The organism is Mycobacterium xenopi, from assembly GCF_009936235.1.
GTDB classification, from domain to species: Bacteria; Actinomycetota; Actinomycetes; order Mycobacteriales; family Mycobacteriaceae; genus Mycobacterium; species Mycobacterium xenopi.
Genome location: NZ_AP022314.1, coordinates 3,832,769 through 3,849,482, shown reverse-complemented (window position 1 = coordinate 3,849,482; position 16,714 = coordinate 3,832,769). Strand labels below are relative to the sequence as shown.

General features: G+C 66.8%; 16 protein-coding genes and 3 pseudogenes. 8 read left to right on the top strand and 11 right to left on the bottom strand.

What is annotated here, in order from left to right:
• Positions 1 to 110: 110 nt before the first annotated feature.
• Positions 111 to 1,351: pseudogene (gene dacB1 / locus MYXE_RS18285) on the bottom strand (D-alanyl-D-alanine carboxypeptidase DacB1).
• A 76-nt stretch (positions 1,352 to 1,427) separates the two neighbouring features.
• The gene (locus tag MYXE_RS18280; protein ID WP_085197220.1) at positions 1,428 to 2,768 is read right to left on the bottom strand and encodes an aspartate aminotransferase family protein; all 1,341 of its coding nucleotides are present in this window, start codon (positions 2,766 to 2,768) and stop codon (positions 1,428 to 1,430) included.
• A 27-nt stretch (positions 2,769 to 2,795) separates the two neighbouring features.
• Here MYXE_RS18280 and MYXE_RS18275 point away from each other — a divergent pair.
• A pseudogene (locus tag MYXE_RS18275) lies at positions 2,796 to 3,700 on the top strand (sigma-70 family RNA polymerase sigma factor).
• Positions 3,701 to 3,754: 54 nt separating this feature from the next.
• Here the strand turns inward: MYXE_RS18275 and MYXE_RS18270 are convergent.
• The 3 genes and pseudogenes from MYXE_RS18270 to MYXE_RS18260 all read right to left on the bottom strand — a co-directional run.
• Positions 3,755 to 4,381: pseudogene (locus MYXE_RS18270) on the bottom strand (carboxymuconolactone decarboxylase family protein); the annotation flags it as partial.
• Positions 4,382 to 4,390: 9 nt separating this feature from the next.
• The gene (locus MYXE_RS18265) at positions 4,391 to 5,041 is read right to left on the bottom strand and encodes an enoyl-CoA hydratase-related protein (RefSeq protein WP_003919186.1); all 651 of its coding nucleotides are present in this window, start codon (positions 5,039 to 5,041) and stop codon (positions 4,391 to 4,393) included.
• Positions 5,038 to 5,655, bottom strand: a complete 618-nt coding sequence (locus MYXE_RS18260; protein WP_085197215.1) for a TetR/AcrR family transcriptional regulator — start codon at positions 5,653 to 5,655, stop codon at positions 5,038 to 5,040. Before MYXE_RS18260 ends, MYXE_RS18265 begins: the two co-directional genes overlap by 4 nt.
• 26 nt (positions 5,656 to 5,681) lie before the next feature.
• Between MYXE_RS18260 and MYXE_RS18255 the strand changes: the two genes are divergently transcribed.
• Positions 5,682 to 5,894: an antitoxin gene (locus tag MYXE_RS18255; protein ID WP_197904908.1), complete on the top strand. Its 213-nt coding sequence runs from the start codon at positions 5,682 to 5,684 to the stop codon at positions 5,892 to 5,894.
• A gap of 71 nt (positions 5,895 to 5,965) precedes the next feature.
• On the opposite strand, the gene MYXE_RS18250 is transcribed toward MYXE_RS18255, so the two are convergent.
• Genes MYXE_RS18250 through sdhC form a run of 4 tightly spaced genes read right to left on the bottom strand, consistent with a single transcriptional unit; the run spans position 5,966 to position 9,294 of the window.
• Positions 5,966 to 6,748 carry a succinate dehydrogenase iron-sulfur subunit gene (locus MYXE_RS18250; protein ID WP_003919183.1) on the bottom strand — a complete coding sequence of 261 codons (783 nt, stop codon included), beginning with the start codon at positions 6,746 to 6,748 and terminating at the stop codon, positions 5,966 to 5,968.
• A complete protein-coding gene (sdhA, locus tag MYXE_RS18245; RefSeq protein WP_003919182.1) occupies positions 6,748 to 8,502 on the bottom strand; it encodes a succinate dehydrogenase flavoprotein subunit in 1,755 nt (584 codons plus the stop codon). The genes MYXE_RS18250 and sdhA overlap by 1 nt, the downstream gene beginning before the upstream one ends.
• 10 nt (positions 8,503 to 8,512) lie before the next feature.
• Entirely contained in the window at positions 8,513 to 8,959 is a 447-nt protein-coding gene (locus MYXE_RS18240; RefSeq protein ID WP_085197211.1) for a succinate dehydrogenase hydrophobic membrane anchor subunit, read from the bottom strand.
• Entirely contained in the window at positions 8,956 to 9,294 is a 339-nt protein-coding gene (gene sdhC / locus MYXE_RS18235; protein WP_003919180.1) for a succinate dehydrogenase, cytochrome b556 subunit, read from the bottom strand. The genes MYXE_RS18240 and sdhC overlap by 4 nt, the downstream gene beginning before the upstream one ends.
• A gap of 217 nt (positions 9,295 to 9,511) precedes the next feature.
• Here sdhC and MYXE_RS18230 point away from each other — a divergent pair, with 217 nt between their 5' ends.
• The 5 genes from MYXE_RS18230 to MYXE_RS18210 are packed head-to-tail and all read left to right on the top strand — an operon-like array spanning position 9,512 to position 13,735.
• Positions 9,512 to 9,922, top strand: coding sequence for a cytidine deaminase (locus MYXE_RS18230; RefSeq protein WP_003919179.1), 411 nt, complete (start codon positions 9,512 to 9,514; stop codon positions 9,920 to 9,922).
• Positions 9,919 to 11,196: a thymidine phosphorylase gene (locus MYXE_RS18225; protein ID WP_085197209.1), complete on the top strand. Its 1,278-nt coding sequence runs from the start codon at positions 9,919 to 9,921 to the stop codon at positions 11,194 to 11,196. The genes MYXE_RS18230 and MYXE_RS18225 overlap by 4 nt, the downstream gene beginning before the upstream one ends.
• Positions 11,193 to 12,281: an adenosine deaminase gene (locus MYXE_RS18220; RefSeq protein ID WP_003919177.1), complete on the top strand. Its 1,089-nt coding sequence runs from the start codon at positions 11,193 to 11,195 to the stop codon at positions 12,279 to 12,281. Before MYXE_RS18225 ends, MYXE_RS18220 begins: the two co-directional genes overlap by 4 nt.
• A gap of 3 nt (positions 12,282 to 12,284) precedes the next feature.
• Entirely contained in the window at positions 12,285 to 12,974 is a 690-nt protein-coding gene (locus MYXE_RS18215; RefSeq protein WP_003919176.1) for an ABC transporter ATP-binding protein, read from the top strand.
• Complete coding sequence (locus MYXE_RS18210; RefSeq protein WP_085197207.1) at positions 12,971 to 13,735, top strand: ABC transporter permease; 765 nt, start codon at positions 12,971 to 12,973, stop codon at positions 13,733 to 13,735. Before MYXE_RS18215 ends, MYXE_RS18210 begins: the two co-directional genes overlap by 4 nt.
• A 67-nt stretch (positions 13,736 to 13,802) precedes the next feature.
• Here MYXE_RS18210 and satS read toward each other — a convergent pair whose 3' ends face one another.
• Both satS and MYXE_RS18200 read right to left on the bottom strand, forming a co-directional pair.
• Positions 13,803 to 15,053 carry a protein export chaperone SatS gene (gene satS / locus MYXE_RS18205; protein WP_003919174.1) on the bottom strand — a complete coding sequence of 417 codons (1,251 nt, stop codon included), beginning with the start codon at positions 15,051 to 15,053 and terminating at the stop codon, positions 13,803 to 13,805.
• A 57-nt stretch (positions 15,054 to 15,110) separates the two neighbouring features.
• Entirely contained in the window at positions 15,111 to 16,016 is a 906-nt protein-coding gene (locus MYXE_RS18200; protein WP_085197205.1) for an alkaline phosphatase family protein, read from the bottom strand.
• A 74-nt stretch (positions 16,017 to 16,090) separates the two neighbouring features.
• Here MYXE_RS18200 and upp point away from each other — a divergent pair, with 74 nt between their 5' ends.
• Positions 16,091 to 16,714, top strand: a complete 624-nt coding sequence (gene upp / locus MYXE_RS18195) for a uracil phosphoribosyltransferase (protein ID WP_085197203.1) — start codon at positions 16,091 to 16,093, stop codon at positions 16,712 to 16,714.

Sequence of the window (16,714 nt, the reverse complement as noted above, 5' to 3'; positions counted from 1 at the left end):
ACGACTGTAGGCACCGATCGACGAAGTAGCTTACCGGGATGCCCCAAACATATTGGAGTACAACCTTTTACTACTGCGGTGTCTCGCCGGCCGGCGAGCGGCTGGCGGCGCTAGGCGGCTCGCCGAACGCCCTGCGTCGTCGGCTGCGGGCGGCGGTTCAGCGAGCGCGCAACCATGATCAGCCCGAACACGATGAGCGTGCCGATAATGGCCACCCCCACCCGCACTGGCAGCGCATCGGCGGCGGCGCGATGTCCGAGGCGCGGGCCGCCGCGCCGTCGTCGGCGCCAGGTTTGGCGGCTACCAGCGCAGGATCGGGTTCGATGAGCGTCCCGACCCGGGTTCCCGGCACGGTGGCGAAACCGTAGTCGAGCAGATGCGCCGCCTGCTGCCACGGTGGAATCGGTTCTCGGGTACCGTGCAGCAGGACCGCCATCAGCCGACGCCCATCCCGGTTGGCCGCGCCAACGAAGGTCTGCCCGGCGTCGTCGGTGTAGCCGGTCTTGCCGCCCAGCGCGCCTGGATAGTTGTAGAGCAGCTGGTTGTCGTTCTCCAGCTGATAACCGGGGTGATCACCGTGGCCCGGGAAGTCGAACGTCCGCGTCGCCACGATGTCTGCGAAGGTGGGGTTCTGCCAGGCGTAGCGGTAGAACAGCCCGATGTCGTAGGCCGAGGTGCTCATGCCGGGTCCGTCCAGACCGGACGGGGTTGCCACGCGGGTGTCGCGTCCGCCGAGCTTGGCGGCCAGCCCATTAACCTTGTCTAGCGCGGTCTGCGTCCCACCGAGTTGGCGGGCCAGCGCGTGCGCTGCGTCGTTGCCGGAATGCATCATCAGCCCGTGCAGCAGCTGGTTGACCGTGTAGCTGCCCCCCGCTGTGACACCGACTTTGGTGCCCTCCACGGCGGCGTCCTCGGGGGTGCCCTCGACGATCTTGTTGAGGCTGAGCTCGTTGATCGACGCCATGGCGACCAGCACCTTGATGACGCTGGCCGGGCGGTGCCGGCCGTGCGGATCTTTGGCCGCGATCACCGCCCCGCTGTCAAGGTCGGCAACCAGCCAGGCCTCGGCGGAGATGTCGTTGGGTACCGGCGGGGTGTTGGGCGCGGCGACGACGCCACAGCCACCCAGCGCATTGCCGCCTACCGGGGTGGCGGGCACTGGCAGCGGTGCCGGCGGGTCTCCGGCCGTGGGGATCTCCGAGGAGTCGACCGCGGGCGGAGTGGACACCCGGTAAGGGCAGGTGTCGGCATCAGCGGCGGCGTTGGGCTCGGCGGTCGCCACCGACATGCTGGGCATCGCAGCCAAGAAAAGCGCTGCGGCCAGGCATGACGCGGATCGTTGGAAGGCCATCGTCGAAGCAGAGTAGGCGATCGGCGGGCGAATGTGGCGGAGCCGCGCTGCGACCGAGGCTGACCTCGGTGACGAGTTAGCGGGCGAGAACGTCGCCCTCGATGCCGGTCAGCACCGCGCGCAGGACCGACTCGATCTCGGCGAATTCGGCTGGCCCGCTGATCAGCGGCGGCGCCACCTGGATGGCCGGGTCGCCGCGGTCATCGATGCGGCAATACAGCCCAGCCTCAAACAGCGCCGACGACACCCGGGGCAGCAGCCGCCGGCGTTCCTCGGCGGTGAAGGTCTCCCGGGTGGCCTGGTCTTTGACCAGCTCGACGGCGTAGAAGTAGCCCTCGCCGCGGACGTCGCCGACAAGGGGCAAGTCGTAGAGGTTCTCCAACGCCGCGCGAAACGCCGGTGCGTTCTGCTTGACGCGGTCGTTGAGGCGCTCGCGTTCGAAAATGTCGAGGTTGGCCAGCGCGACCGCCGCGGACACCGGATGCCCGCCGAAGGTGTAGCCGTGCGGGAACATCGTCACGCCGTCGTTGAACGGTTCGAACAGCCGATCGCTGGCGATCATCGCACCGATCGGCGAATACCCCGACGTCAGGCCCTTGGCGCAGGTGATCATGTCGGGCAGGTAACCGAAGTCGTCACAGGCGAACATCGACCCGATCCGCCCGTAGGCGCAGATCACTTCGTCGGAGACCAGCAGCACGTCATAGTCGTCGCAGATTTCGCGGACCCGCTCGAAATAGCCGGGCGGCGGCGGGATACAGCCACCGGCGTTTTGCACCGGCTCCAAAAACACCGCGGCGACGGTGTCAGGGCCTTCGAACTCGATGGCTTCGGCGATGCGGTCGGCGGCCCACCGTCCGAACGCCTTGACGTCGGTGCGCAGCGGGTCGGGTGCGCGGTAGAAGTTGGCGTTGGGCACTTTCACCGCGCCTGGGGTCAGCGGCTCGAACGGCGCCTGATACTTCGGCACACCGGTGAGCGCCAGCGCGCCCTGCGGGGTGCCGTGATAGGCGACGGCGCGTGAAATCGCTTTGTATTTACCGGGTTTGCCGGTGAGCTTGAAGTACTGTTTGGCCAGCTTCCAGGCGGTTTCGACGGCCTCGCCGCCGCCGCTGGTGAAAAACACCCGGTTCAGATCACCCGGCGCGTAGCCTGCGAGACGCGCGGCGAGCTCGATCGCCGGCGGGGTGGCATACGACCACAGTGGGAAGTAGGCCAGCGTGCGGGCCTGCGCCGCCGCGGCCTCGGCGAGCTCTTCGCGGCCGTGGCCGACCTGCACTACGAACAGCGCCGACAGCGCATCGAGGTAACTGCGGCCGCGGTCGTCGAAGATTCTGACACCGTCGCCGCGGGTGATCACCGGCGCGGTGATGCCCGCGCCATGGCGGGCGAAGTGGAGCCAGAGGTTATCGAGCATCGTGTCCGCGAACGTTACGCTCGGACGATGACCTCGGCCCAACAGGTCGACGAATTCGAGGCCCTGCGCCCGCATCTGCTGGCCGTCGCCTACCGGCTGACCGGCACCTTCGCTGACGCCGAGGACGTCGTGCAGGAGGCGTGGCTGCGCTGGAATGGGGCCCGGCACGACGAGGTTCGCGACGTGCGGGCCTGGTTGACCACCGTGGTGAGCCGGCTTGCCCTCGACCGGCTGCGCTCGGCGGTGCATCGCCGGGAAACCTATGTGGGCCAATGGCTGCCAGAACCGATCGTGACCGGTTTCGACGGTGCCGACCCGTTGTCGGCGGTGGTGGCCAGCGAGGACGCTCGGTATGCGGCGATGGTGGTGCTGGAGCGGCTGAGCCCCGATCAGCGGGTCGCGTTCGTGCTGCACGACGGGTTCGGGGTGCCGTTTTCCGACGTGGCCGACGTGTTGGGCACCACCGAGGCCGCGGCCCGTCAGCTGGCATCGCGGGCCCGGCGAGCCGTCGCCGCCGATCCGCCGCCCGAGCGGGATCCCACACACGACGAGGTGGTCGGCGGCTGATGGCCGCGATGGCCGCCGGTGACCTGGAGTCGGTGGTGACGCTGCTGCACCCCGACGTGACCTTCACCGGCGATTCGAACGGCAAGGCGCCGACCGCTGTTCAGGTGATTCACGGGGCGGACAAAGTGGCGCGCTTCATCTTCGGGCTGGCGCGACGCTACGGGCCGGCGTTTTTCACGGCGAACCAGCCGGCCCGCGTCAACGGCGAGTTTGGTGTCTTTACCGCGGGCAGTCCGGGCGGCCAAGGGTATCGGGAGATGCTGCCGCGGATCCTGGCCATCACCGTGCGCGACGGAAAGGTTTGCGCGCTATGGGATATCGCCAACCCCGACAAGTTCACCGGCTCGCCGCTGCGGACTCGGTGAACGTGCCTCGAGCCTGTAGCTACCGTGGTCGTCACTCGCACTTTCTCACGGTAGCTACAGGCTCGCGGACGGATCGACCCACGGAACCCGGCACGCGTCACCGGAATTGAAGCCCTGCTCGGTGATGCCCAGCGCCGAGTACATGCGTGCGCGCATGTTCTCCACCCCGATCTGATACGTCAGCTCGATCACGCCGGCGTCGCCGAAGCGGGCCCGCAGATCGGCCACCTGTTCGTCGGTGACCGAATGCGGGTCGGTGGTCATCGCGTCGGCGTAGGCGATCGCGGCCCGCTCGTCGTCGCTGAAATGGGGCGAGGTCGCGTAATTGTCGATGTCTTTCAGCCGCTCGATGTCCAGGCCGTCCAAGCGCTGCAGCATCGCGCCGAAGTCCACACACCACGAGCAGCCGATGGTGCGCGCCGTCCAATACACCGCGAGCTCGCGCACACTCGCGGGCAGCTTGCGCGACGCCCGTTCCAGCGCGGTCTCGTGGATCGCGTTGGCGAACAACAGGCCAGGGTGATGCGCGGCGACGGTGAACGGCTCGGGGACTTCGCCGAAGCGGCGCTTGGCGTAGCGGTAGGCGGCGCGCACCCACAGCGGGGCCTTCTTGGGTGGTAGGGGTTCGATTCGTGGTTTCTGTGTCATACCCGTTAGACGGCACAGCCCGCCAAGGTGTGACGGCTCGGGCTAGGTGTTCGCGAGCGCCGCGACGACCTGGCCGTACATCGTGTTCTTGATCGCGCCCAAGGTTCCGGGATCCTTGCCTTCGAGCGGCCTGAGGAACTCGACGGCGGCGGCCGTGACAGCGCCCTCGCCCGCGGTAGTGTCGACGATGCCGATCGCCTCGGCGTCCGTCCCGCCGAACCGGCGCCCCGTCGTCATCGAGGCCACCGCGGCCTGCGGTGTGAGCTTGGCCTGAATCAGCGCCGCCATCCCGGGCGTGAACGGGATCCGGATGTCGACTTCGGGGAAACAGAAGAAGCCGCGGTCGGCGCGCATGACCCGGAAGTCGTGCGCGAGTGCCAGCATCGCGCCTGCGCCAAATGCATGGCCAGGCAATGCCGCGGCGGTCGGCGTCGGAAGCGTCAGCACCCGCGCGAGCAGTCCCTGGACGCGGTGGACATACCACTGCGTCTGATCGCCGTGCGCCATCAACCAGTCCAGGTCGAGCCCGTTGGTGTAGAACTTGCCTGCCGCCGTCGTGACCAAGCCTTGTGCGCCGCCGCCGACCACTTCGTCGAGGTGGGCGTCGAACTCGTCGAGGAACTCCGGCGAGAAGCGGTTTTCGTTGTCGCCGAGGTCCAGCACGGCGATCTTGCCGTCATAGTCGAGGTTCATCGTCGTCTCCTTTGCTGCTTCGCGGGCGGGGGTCCGACGTCGAGCACCGCGGCCACGGCTGCGCGCAGGTGCTCGACGGCTGTCGGGCTATGAATCCTGTTGCGTTGCAGAAGAATGCTTGTCGGCAGGTCGACAATGCACGTGGTGATCACGTCCACCGCGGCGGCGTCTCTGCGATCCCACATGGCGATCGCCAGCCGGACCATTAACTCGACGAGCTCAGCCTGGGTTGCCGCGAGTTCGCCGGCCAGCTCGCGGCGAATGCCTTTGGTCACCAGCTCCTCTCGGCGCGTGCGCAGTAGCACCCCCGACGACCGCGGGTAGCGCTGGGCGAAGACGGCTGGCGCCTCCGCGGCGGCGACGACAGCGTCACGCGGGGCGAGTGACCCGTCGACGAGCGCGCGTTGGGTCGCAAGGAACCGACGCGCCGCACGCAGCCAGGTTCGCGCCAACAACTCGGCCCGTGACCCGAACGTGTGGTAGAGGGCGCCGTTGGATACCGCGGCCGCTGCCGCGACCGCGCGGATGGTCACCGCGGAGGGGCCGGACTCGGCCGCCAGAGATTCGGCGGCATCGAGCATTCGGTCGATGTCGTAGACCCGCGGGCGCGGCATGGCCCGACTATAACAGAGCATTCGCTCTGTTATACACAGTCCGAGCTGTGAAGGAGCGTGCCCGCGGGGAAAACCGCTTCATAGGAGAAGGGCTGTCGGGTCTGGCCCGTCAAGCGTTGACCAAGCACGACCGGCAGCCAGGGGGCCACGCCTTTCATGGCTTCCAGCCGCTTCCGCATCGCGGTGCAGCTGTTTCCAACGAACTGATCGATCGGCTTCGCGACGACGAGCCGGTGTGATCCTCAATTGCACTAGCCGCGGTTCCGGGTGCCAGCAAGCAGCACCTAGCGGTCCTGTAACCGCGCAACCTCTAACGCGCGAACATCAACGCGCGTTTGACCTCCTGGATCGCCTTGGTCACCTCGATGCCACGCGGGCAGGCCTCCGTGCAGTTGAACGTGGTGCGGCAACGCCACACCCCGTCGGCGTCGTTGAGGATGTCGAGGCGCTCGGCGGCGGCCTCGTCGCGGCTGTCGAAGATGAAGCGGTGCGCGTTGACGATCGCCGCGGGGCCGAAATAGCGGCCCTCGTGCCAGAACACCGGGCAACTGGTGGTGCACGCCGCGCAGAGAATGCATTTGGTGGTGTCGTCGTAGCGGGCGCGATCGGCCTGGCTTTGGATGCGCTCGCGCGTCGGCGGGTTGCCGCTGGTGACGAGGTACGGCTTGACCGCGCGGTAGGCGTCGAAGAACGGTTCCATGTCGACGACGAGATCCTTTTCCACCGGCAGCCCGCGGATCGGCTCCACGGTGATGGTCACCGGCCTGCCCGGCTTCTTCGGCAGCAGATCGCGTAGCAAAACCTTGCACGCCAACCGGTTACGCCCGTTGATCCGCATAGCATCGGAGCCGCACACGCCGTGTGCACACGACCGCCGGAACGTCAGCGTGCCGTCCAGGTAGTCCTTGATGTACATCAACAGGTTGAGCACCCGGTCGGTGGGCGAACATGGCACCCGAAAGCTTTGCCAGCCACCGGAATCGGCGTACTTGTCCGGCTCTTCAGGATTGAACCGGGCGATCCTGACGGTCACCATCACCGCTCCCTCCGGGATCGGCGGCAGCGACAGGTCGACGACTTGGCCTGAAGTCATCAATACTTCCGTTCCATCGGCTCGTAGCGGGTCTGCACCACGGGCTTGAAATCCAGCCGGATGTCGGACAGCAGATCGCTGCCCTGCTTGTAGGCCATGGTGTGACGCATGTAGTTGGTGTCGTCGCGGTTCGGGTAATCCTCGCGGGCATGCCCGCCGCGGGACTCCTTGCGGTTCAACGCCCCCACCACGGTAACCTCGGCGAGCTCGAGCAGGAAACCCAGCTCGATCGCCTCCACCAGATCACTGTTGAAACGTTTTCCCTTGTCGTGCACGCTGATTCGCGAATAGCGTTCTTTCAGTGCATGGATGTCTTTTAGAGCCTGTTTCAAGCTGTCCTCGGTGCGGAAAACCGCGGCGTTGTCGTCCATCGACTGCTGCAGCACGCCGCGAATGTCGGCGACACGTTCGTTGCCATGCTCGGAGAGGATGCCGGCAATCCAGCCGACCACCGTCGCGGCAGGCTCCGGTGGCAGCTCGACGAAGTCGTGGCCTAGTGCGTAGTTGGCGGCGGCGATACCGGCGCGGCGGCCAAAGACGTTGATGTCCAACAGCGAATTGGTGCCCAGCCGGTTCGCGCCGTGCACCGACACGCAGGCGCATTCGCCGGCCGCGTACAGGCCCGGCACCGCAGTGGTGTTGTCCCGCAGCACCTGCCCGGTGACCGTGGTCGGGATACCGCCCATGAGGTAGTGACACGTCGGATACACCGGCACCAGCTCGGTGACCGGGTCCACGCCCAGATAGGTACGCGCGAACTCGGTGATGTCGGGCAGCTTGGCGGCCAGCACGTCTGCGCCGAGGTGGCGCACATCAATGTACACATAGTCCTTGCGCGGGCCGGCACCGCGGCCCTCGCGCACCTCCCGCACCATCGAGCGGGCCACGATGTCGCGGGGGGCCAAATCGACAATGGTCGGCGCATAGCGCTCCATGAAGCGCTCACCTTCACCGTTGAGCAGCCGGCCGCCCTCGCCGCGCACCGCCTCGGAGATCAAAATGCCCAGGCCCGCCAGACCGGTCGGATGAAACTGGTGAAACTCCATGTCCTCCAACGGAAGTCCGTTGCGGAACACGACAGCGATGCCGTCGCCGGTCAACGTGTGGGCGTTGGAGGTGGTCTTGTAGATCCGGCCCGAGCCGCCGGTGGCGATGACGACGGCCTTGGCATGGAACACGTGAATGTCGCCCGTGGCCAGCTCGTAGGCGACGACGCCGGCGGTCACCGGCCCGCTCGCCGTGTCGGTCAATGCCAGGTCGAGGACGTAGAACTCGTTGAAGAACTGCACGTCGTGGCGGATGCAATTCTGGTACAAGGTCTGCAAGATCATCTGGCCGGTACGGTCGGCGGCATAACAGGATCGGCGTACCGGGGCCTTGCCGTGGTCGCGGGTGTGCCCGCCGAAACGGCGCTGGTCGATGCGGCCTTCGGGGGTGCGGTTGAACGGCATCCCCATCTTCTCCAGGTCGAGCACCGCGTCGATGGCTTCGCGGCACATGATCTCCACCGCGTCCTGGTCGGCGAGATAGTCGCCGCCCTTGACGGTGTCGAAGGCGTGCCATTCCCAGTTGTCTTCTTCGACGTTGGCCAACGCCGCGCACATCCCGCCCTGGGCGGCGCCGGTGTGGCTGCGGGTGGGGTAGAGCTTGGTCAGCACCGCGGTGCGCACCCGCGGAGCGGCCTCGACCGCGGCCCGCATGCCGGCGCCGCCGGCGCCGACGATCACCACGTCGTAGCGGTGTTGGTGGATCATCTTTTGCCCGTCACGAGATGTTGGGGTCGAAGGTCAGCAGCACATAGGTGCCCAGCATGAGGGTGAACACCATCGACGTCGCCAGCAGCGTGTTCAGCCAGAACCGGGTGGCGTCCTTGCGGGAATAGTCGTCGATGATGGTGCGTAACCCATTGCCGCCGTGCAGCTGTGCCAACCACAACAACAGCAGGTCCCACGTCTGCCAGAACGGCGAATGCCAGCGTGCCGCCACGTAGTTGAAGTCGACGCGGTAGACGCCGTCGTCCCACATGAGCATCACGAACAGGTGTCCCAGCGCCAGGATCACCAGCACGATGCCGGAAAACCGCATGAACAGCCAGGCATATTTCTCGAAGTTAGGCATCCCGGAGCGGCGACGGGGTGCCCGCAGTTTGTCCAGCCCGGCGGGACGGTCGTGGCTGCGCGCCGCCACCGAGGCAGGCCATGGCGGTCTCATCGGACGTGCTCCATCAAGTGGATGCCGATAACCACTGTCGCGGGGACCATCACCAGCAGCCACACCACGGCAACCACCCACAACATCGCCCGTTGGTGGCGGGGACCGTGCGACCAGAAGTCGATCAGGATGACCCGCACGCCGTTCAACGCGTGATAGAGCACCGCAGCGACCAGGCCGAGCTCCATCAGGCCGACGACGGGTGTCTTGTAGGTCTCGATGACCTCGTTGTAGGTCTGCGGGCCTACCCGCACCAGCGCGGTGTCCAGCACGTGCACGAACAGGAAGAAGAAGATCGTCGCACCGCTGATGCGGTGCAGCACCCACGACCACATGCCGGGATCCCCCCGATACAGGCTCCGGCGCAGTGGCCTTGCCGGCTCGGCGGACGTCGTCATCGGCCTTCTCCAACCTGTCCTCGGCTGGACTCTAAACCCATTGTTGGTGTCCGCCGAACCGCGGCGCAGCCGCCGAGGCTCCCGACAGCGGCGAAGTTAGGGTGGCTTTGACGTTGACCGACGACAAATCGGGGCGGTCCAATGCGTACAGAACATGGCGGGCGTCGCGGTGAGTACCACTACGGTTGATTGGAATGCGTTGCGGGACAACGCAACCCAGGCGGCATATCGAGCGTATGCACCCTATTCCCGGTTGCGGGTGGGCGCGGCGGCGCTGGTCGACGACGGCCGGGTGGTCACCGGGTGCAATGTGGAAAATGTCTCATATGGCCTAGGTCTCTGCGCCGAGTGCGGAGTAGTCAGCGCCCTGCATTCGACTGGCGGCGGCAGGCTGCTCGCGCTGGCATGCGTCGACGCGAGCGGGCGGTTGCTGGCGCCGTGCGGGCGGTGCCGGCAACTGTTGTTGGAACACGGCGGGCCCGATCTGCTCATCGACCATCCCGCCGGACCGCGCCGCCTCGGCGAGTTGTTGCCCGACGCGTTTGGCCCCGGCGACCTGCCGTGATCTTCGACGCGCCGACGCTGATCAAGACCAAGCGCGACGGCGGGCGGCTCTCCGAGGCCGCCATCGACTGGCTCATCGACGCCTACACCCACGGCCGCGTCGCCGAGGAACAGATGGCGGCGCTGCTGATGGCGATCTACCTGCGCGGCATGGACCACGCCGAGACCGCGCGGTGGACCGCGGCGATGCTGGCCTCCGGTGAGCGGCTGGACTTCACCCATTTGCGCAAGCCGACCGTGGACAAGCACTCCACCGGCGGGGTCGGGGACAAGATCACGCTGCCGCTCGTGGCCGTCGTCGCCGCCTGCGGGGCCGCGGTGCCCCAGGCATCCGGGCGCGGGCTGGGTCATACCGGCGGCACCTTGGACAAACTCGAATCGATCGCCGGGTTCACCGCGGACCTGCCGATCCCGAAGGTGCGCGAACAACTCCGCGACGTCGGGGCGGCAATCTTCGCGGCCGGCCGACTGGTGCCCGCCGACGCCAAGCTGTATGCGCTGCGCGACATCACCGGCACCGTGGAGTCGCTGCCGCTGATCGCCAGCTCGGTGATGAGCAAGAAACTCGCCGAGGGCGCGGGCGCGCTGGTGCTCGACGTCAAGGTGGGTTCCGGGTCGCTGCTGAAGTCCGAGCCGCTGTGCCGGGAGCTGGCGCGAACTATGGTGCGGCTGGGTACCGCGCACGGAATGCCCACCCGCGCGCTGCTGACCGACATGAACCGCCCGCTGGGCGCCGCCGTCGGCAACGCGCTCGAGGTCGCCGAAGCCCTCGACGTGCTGGCCGGCGGCGGGCCGCCCGATGTGGTGGAGCTGACGGTGGCGCTGGCCACCGAGATGCTGCAACTCGCCGGCCTCGACGGCAGCGATCCCGCGCAGACCCTGCGCGACGGCACCGCGATGGACCGCTTCCGCGCGCTGGTCGCCGCGCAGGGTGGGGACTTGTCGGCGCCGTTGCCGGTGGGCGCGTGTTCGGAGACCGTGACCGCGGGCCGGGGCGGCACAATGGGCGACATCGACGCAATGGCGGTAGGGATGACGGTGTGGCGGCTCGGCGCGGGCAGGACCCGGCCGGGCGAACGGGTGCAACCCGGTGCCGGTATCCGAATCCACCGCCGCCCCGGCGAACCGGTCGTGGCCGGCGAGCCGCTGTTCACGCTGTACACCGACACCCAAGAACGGTTCGGTGCGGCGATGGCCGAGCTCGACGGCGGCTGGAGCGTCGGCGACAGCCCACCGGCCCCGCGCCCACTGATCATCGATCGGATCACCCCATGACGACACCGCTGACCCTGGACATGATCAGCAAGGCGCCCAAGGCGCTGCTGCACGACCACCTCGACGGCGGGCTGCGCCCGGCTACTGTGCTCGACATCGCGGGCCAGATCGGCTACGACGACCTGCCCTCCACCGACGTCGACGAGCTGGCCCGCTGGTTTCACACCCGCTCCTACAGCGGGTCGCTGGAGCGCTACCTCGAGCCGTTTGCGCACACCGTCGCGGTGATGCAGACACCTGAGGCGCTGCACCGGGTCGCCTATGAATGCGTGGAGGACCTGGCCGCCGACAACGTGGTGTACGCCGAGGTGCGTTTTGCCCCTGAACTGCACATCAACCGCGGACTCTCGTTCGACGAAGTGGTTGACACCGTGCTGGCAGGTTTCGCCGACGGGGAGAAAGCCGCCGCGGCCGCGGGCCGCGCAATCACGGTGCGCTGCTTGGTGACCGCGATGCGCCACGCCGCGCTGTCCCGTGAGATCGCCGAGCTGGCGATCAGGTTTCGGGATAAAGGTGTGGTCGGATTCGACATTGCCGGCGCAGAGGCTGGTTACCCGCCGTCGCGGCATCTGGATGCGTTCGAGTACATGCGAGATCACAACGCCCGCTTCACAATTCATGCTGGTGAAGCGTTCGGGCTGCCGTCCATCCATGAGGCGATCGCATTCTGCGGCGCTGACCGGCTGGGGCACGGGGTGCGGATCGTCGATGACATCCACGTCAACGACGATGGCACGGTACAGCTGGGGCGGCTGGCGGCCATCCTGCGCGACAAGCGAATTCCGTTGGAGCTATGCCCAAGCTCCAACGTGCATTCCGGTGTCGTCGACAGCATCGCCGAGCACCCGTTCGACCTGCTGGCCCGGGCGCGGTTCCGGGTGACCATCAACACCGACAACCGGTTGATGAGCGACACCTCGATGACCCGCGAAATGCACAGGCTGGTCGAGGCATTCGGCTACGGCTGGAGCGATCTGGAGCGGTTCACCATCAATGCGGTGAAGTCGGCGTTCATCGGCTTTGACGAGCGTTTGGCGATCATCGATGAGGTCATCAAGCCGCGCTTCGCGGTGCTGATCGGGTAGGCCGTGGCCGAAACGGAGCCGGTGTTCGAATTCGCCGACGTGGTGGTGGAGCGGGCCGGGTTGCGTGCACTCGACGGGTTCAGCGCCGCCATCCCAAAGCATGGGGTGACGGTGGTGTTCGGCCCGTCGGGATCAGGTAAGTCGACGTTGCTGCGATTGTGCAATCGGCTGGAAGTGCCGACCAGTGGGCGAGTGTTGTTCTGCGGCAAGGACATCAGTGGGCTCGACCCGCTGTGGTTGCGCCGCCGGGTAGGCATGTGCTTTCAGCGCCCGACGCCGTTTCCCGGCACCGTGGCCGACAACTTGCGGGCGGCCGACCCCGCCGCGTCCGATGCGCGGATAGCCGAAACGCTGGCCCGGGTGGCGTTGACCGGGTCGTGGCTGGACCGTGATGCGACCGCCCTGTCGGGCGGTGAGGCACAGCGGATGTGTCTGGCCCGCACGCTTATGGCGCAGCCTGAGGTGCTGCTTCTCGACGAGCCCACCTCCGCGGTCGACGCCGCCGCGGCACGCGTGATCGAACACGCGGTACGCGACTTGGCGGACGGTCAAGGAACGCCGGCCCTGTGGGTCACCCACGACGCGGCGCAGGTCGAGCGGATCGCCGACTGGGTCGTGTACATCGACAAAGGCCGCTGCACAAGGTTTGAACCGGCTGCACCGAAGCCGGGAAACGAGGAGGTGACGCCGTGAACGGCGAGGTCGGATGGGCCGGGCTGGCAACGTCGTTGGCGTTGGTCGGGTTCGGCGCGGCGATATCGCTATGGCAGCGACTGGGCCTGGAACGTCAGGTGGTGTGGTCGGCGGCCCGCGCGTTGGCCCAGTTGTTGCTGGTCGGCGGCGCGTTGGCGTTGCTGTTCGAGCCGGGTCGCTCGCTGTGGTGGTCGTGGGCGTGGACCGCGGGCATGGTCGGCTACGCCGGCGACGTCGCGCGCCGGCGGGCCCCGGAGGTGCCGCGGCTGGCGCCGCTGGCCATCGCCGCGTTCGCCACCGCGGCGGTGGTGACGCTTTCGGTGATATTCGGGCTGCGGGTGTTTCCGCTGCAGCCGCGGACCCTGGTGCCGATCGCAGGGATGATGATCGGCAACTCGATGACCGCCACGGTGCTGGTGGCCCGTCGGCTGGTCGATGAGCTGCGCGACAAACGCGACCAGGTCGAAGCGCGGTTAGCCCTGGCGCAGCCCTACCGTCAGGCGGCCGCCCCCTACCTGCGCACGGCGTTGCGCTCGGCCGTCTCTCCGCAGATCGAAACCACCAAGGCAACCGGTCTGGTGTTCTTGCCCGGGGCGATGACCGGACTCATCCTCGCCGGTGTCTCGCCGGTGCAGGCCGTGCTGGTGCAGGCCGTGGTGATGTTCTTGATCTTGGGATCGGTCGCGGTCACCACGGTGGTGGTCGCCCTTGGCCTTGTCCGCCGCGTGTTCACCCGCGACCACCGGCTGTTGCCGCTTTAACGGCGAGCAGACGCAAAATCGCGCGATTTCGTCCCGAAATGTGCGATTTTGCGTCTGCTCGCCGGTCCTACTCGCGCCTTAGCCGCGACTCCACGAACCGCTCCAGCTGCTCCCACTCGCGCACCGCCCGGGCATACGGGGCGGCGGGCTTGCCGACCGAGTCGGGTTCGAGCACGTAGGTGACCAGCTTGCCCAGCGGCCGATCGGTCGCGAGCGCTTCTTCGACGGTGTTGTCCTCGGCGTATTCGCCCACATCGCGAAGCAATTCGACGGCCAGCTCCAACTGCTCACGGTCCACCGCATCGGGTCCATCCGCCAGATCGTCGGCCAGGCCCGTTAGCACATACACGTTGTCGTCGGTGATATCGACCTGCAGCGAGCCGTCGGTGGCCGCGGTGCGGATGTCGTCGTAGGTGCTCAGATCGGACAGGTCGTGGTCGTGCTCGTCGGCGAGATACCGGGCCAGCGCCCGCTCCGAGCTGAAGACGCTGATACGGCCGTTACGACCAAGGAAAATCGGACGGTCGTCGAAATAGCAGCGCAGGGTATAGAACGTGCCCGCGTCGGTCATGATCCGGATCGGGTCGATGCCCACCTTCAACCAGAAGTCCTCATCGCTGCCCAGCACCACGCTGTCGTCGGCCGCAACGGATTCTTCCGGCTCGTCGACCTCGGCACCGATGTCGACGTCCAGGGCCGGCTCCTCGTCGTCGTCCTGGCGTGGCTCAGCCAACTCGTCGGCTGCCCGCGCCGACGCGGCCCCATCGACATCCGGGGTGCTGACGATGCCGTCGATCGCGGCCAGCACATCGTCCCAGCCTCGCGCGATGATCTCCGCGATGGAATTCCAGCGCTTGCGCCCGGCTCTGCCGGTGAAGTGGTCGATGCCGCCGGCCACCGTGCCCAGCATCGGATTCCCGTTGAAGAACTTGTTGACCGTCGGCAATTCGCAGACCGATCCGATCGACGCCACGATCGCCAGGCTGCCCGCGAGCGCGGCGACGGACTCCTCGGTCGGTTTTTCGGCGACGAGCTCCTCGACACCAACCAGGTCGAACTGCTTGTCGTCGGCCGGGTCGAGCGTATGCGCATTTGCCTGAGTCAGGTCCTTCCACGCGGGGTGGTCGACCAGATCGTTGTCGGTGTCGCTGCGCACGAAGGCCACCAGGTCAGCGACGCTTTCGAAGCCGTAGAGGTCCTCGCCCTTACCGAGAAACGCCTCCCACTCGTCACCGGCATCGCGCCAGCGCGGCGCCCACAGCGTGTAGCGGTCGCCAGCGGTGAGGCTCAGTCGGATAGGAACCAGCTCAGCAGCCATGCGGCACAGGATATCGACGCAGGCGCACAGCGCCCGACCGAGGGCCAACCCGCAACGTTAGCTGCCCCAGATGTCGGTAATCGCCGTAGCGTTGGCCGCGTAACCGGTTTTGGGCAGCCCGTACATCTGCTCCAGAGTGGACAACACGTTGTAGTGGCTGATCGGCTCGGGGTAGGCCCCAGGTTTGACGTTGGCCCCGTAGATGATCGTGGGAATCTGGTTGCGCGCGGTGTTGTCGTCTTCATCCCAGGTCAAGATCAGCAGACTGTTGTTGGTCTTCGCCCAGGCGGCATATGGGGACAGCTTCTGGTAAAGCCATGCGTCGCCTTGGGCGATCGAGCCGTCGTGCATGTCGTTGTCGACGTTGGGAATGACGAACGAAACCGTAGGCAGGCTAGCGTAATTCGGTGGCGCAGGGAAAGCCGAAAACGGCAGCGAGTAGTTCTTCGGGATGTTGCTGAAATCCACCCAGGGCACATGCTTGCGAGCATATTTGCCCGCGCTGCAGACTGGCGAGCCAACCGCCGGTAGGTCTTCGGCGAAACCGGCGAATGTGTATCCGGCGGCAAGCAGTTCCGAACCGAGATTCGGAGCGGCACCAACGTTGACGGGACAACTGTTGTCCTTCAAGCCGAACATGTTGCCGGCGAACAACGCCAGGTAGTTGGGCTCGCTGGGGTGGGTCTCGGCGAAGGATTGCGTCATCATCGCGCCGTTGGCGGCAAGGGAGTTGATGTAGGGTGCCGACTTGTTGCCGATGATATTGGCCTGCGAACGGTTTTCCTCCACCACGATGACCACATGCGCGGGAGTGGGAAGTGCGGCGGCCGCGAACTGCACGCGGTGGGCCGCGCCGCCGAAATGCGCTGAGGCAGAAGAAGCCACCACCGCCCACACCGTTAGCACGGTGATCAGCCCGACGATTCGCAATCCGCCGTTGGTTCGGCGTCTCAGGCGCCGCATGCCGGGAGTATAGGGTCGGCATTGCCCGTCAACCGGTATGGAAGCACGCGTGTCCAGCGATAGGGTCGATCTTTGTGGAGGTGCGCGTCGTTGACCATCCGCTGGCCGCGGCCCGGCTGACCGCGCTGCGCGACGAGCGCACCGACAACGCCGCGTTCCGTGCGGCGTTACGCGATTTGACGCTGATGCTGGTCTACGAGGCGACCCGCGACGCACCCACCGAGACCATCACCGTCCGTACACCGCTGGCCCAGGCAGACGGAATCCGGTTGGCCAAACCACCGCTGTTGGTGCCGGTGCTGCGGGCCGGGTTGGGCATGGTCGACCAGGCACATGCGCTAATTCCCGAGGCGCGCGTGGGATTCGTCGGGGTAGTTCGCGACAAGCAAACCCACCAGCCGGTGCCTTACCTGGAATCGCTGCCCGACGACCTGCGCGGCCAACCGGTGATGGTGCTCGACCCCATGCTGGCAACCGGTGGGTCGATGACACACACCATCGGGCTGTTGTTGCAGCGTGGCGCAACCGATATCACCGTGCTATGCGTGGTTGCGGCACCGGAAGGCCTTGCGGCGCTGGAGAAAGCAGCTCACAACGTGCGTTTGTACACCGCCGCCATCGACGAGCGGCTCAACGAAATCGCCTACATCGTCCCGGGTCTCGGTGACGCCGGTGACCGCCAGTTCGGGCCACGCTGA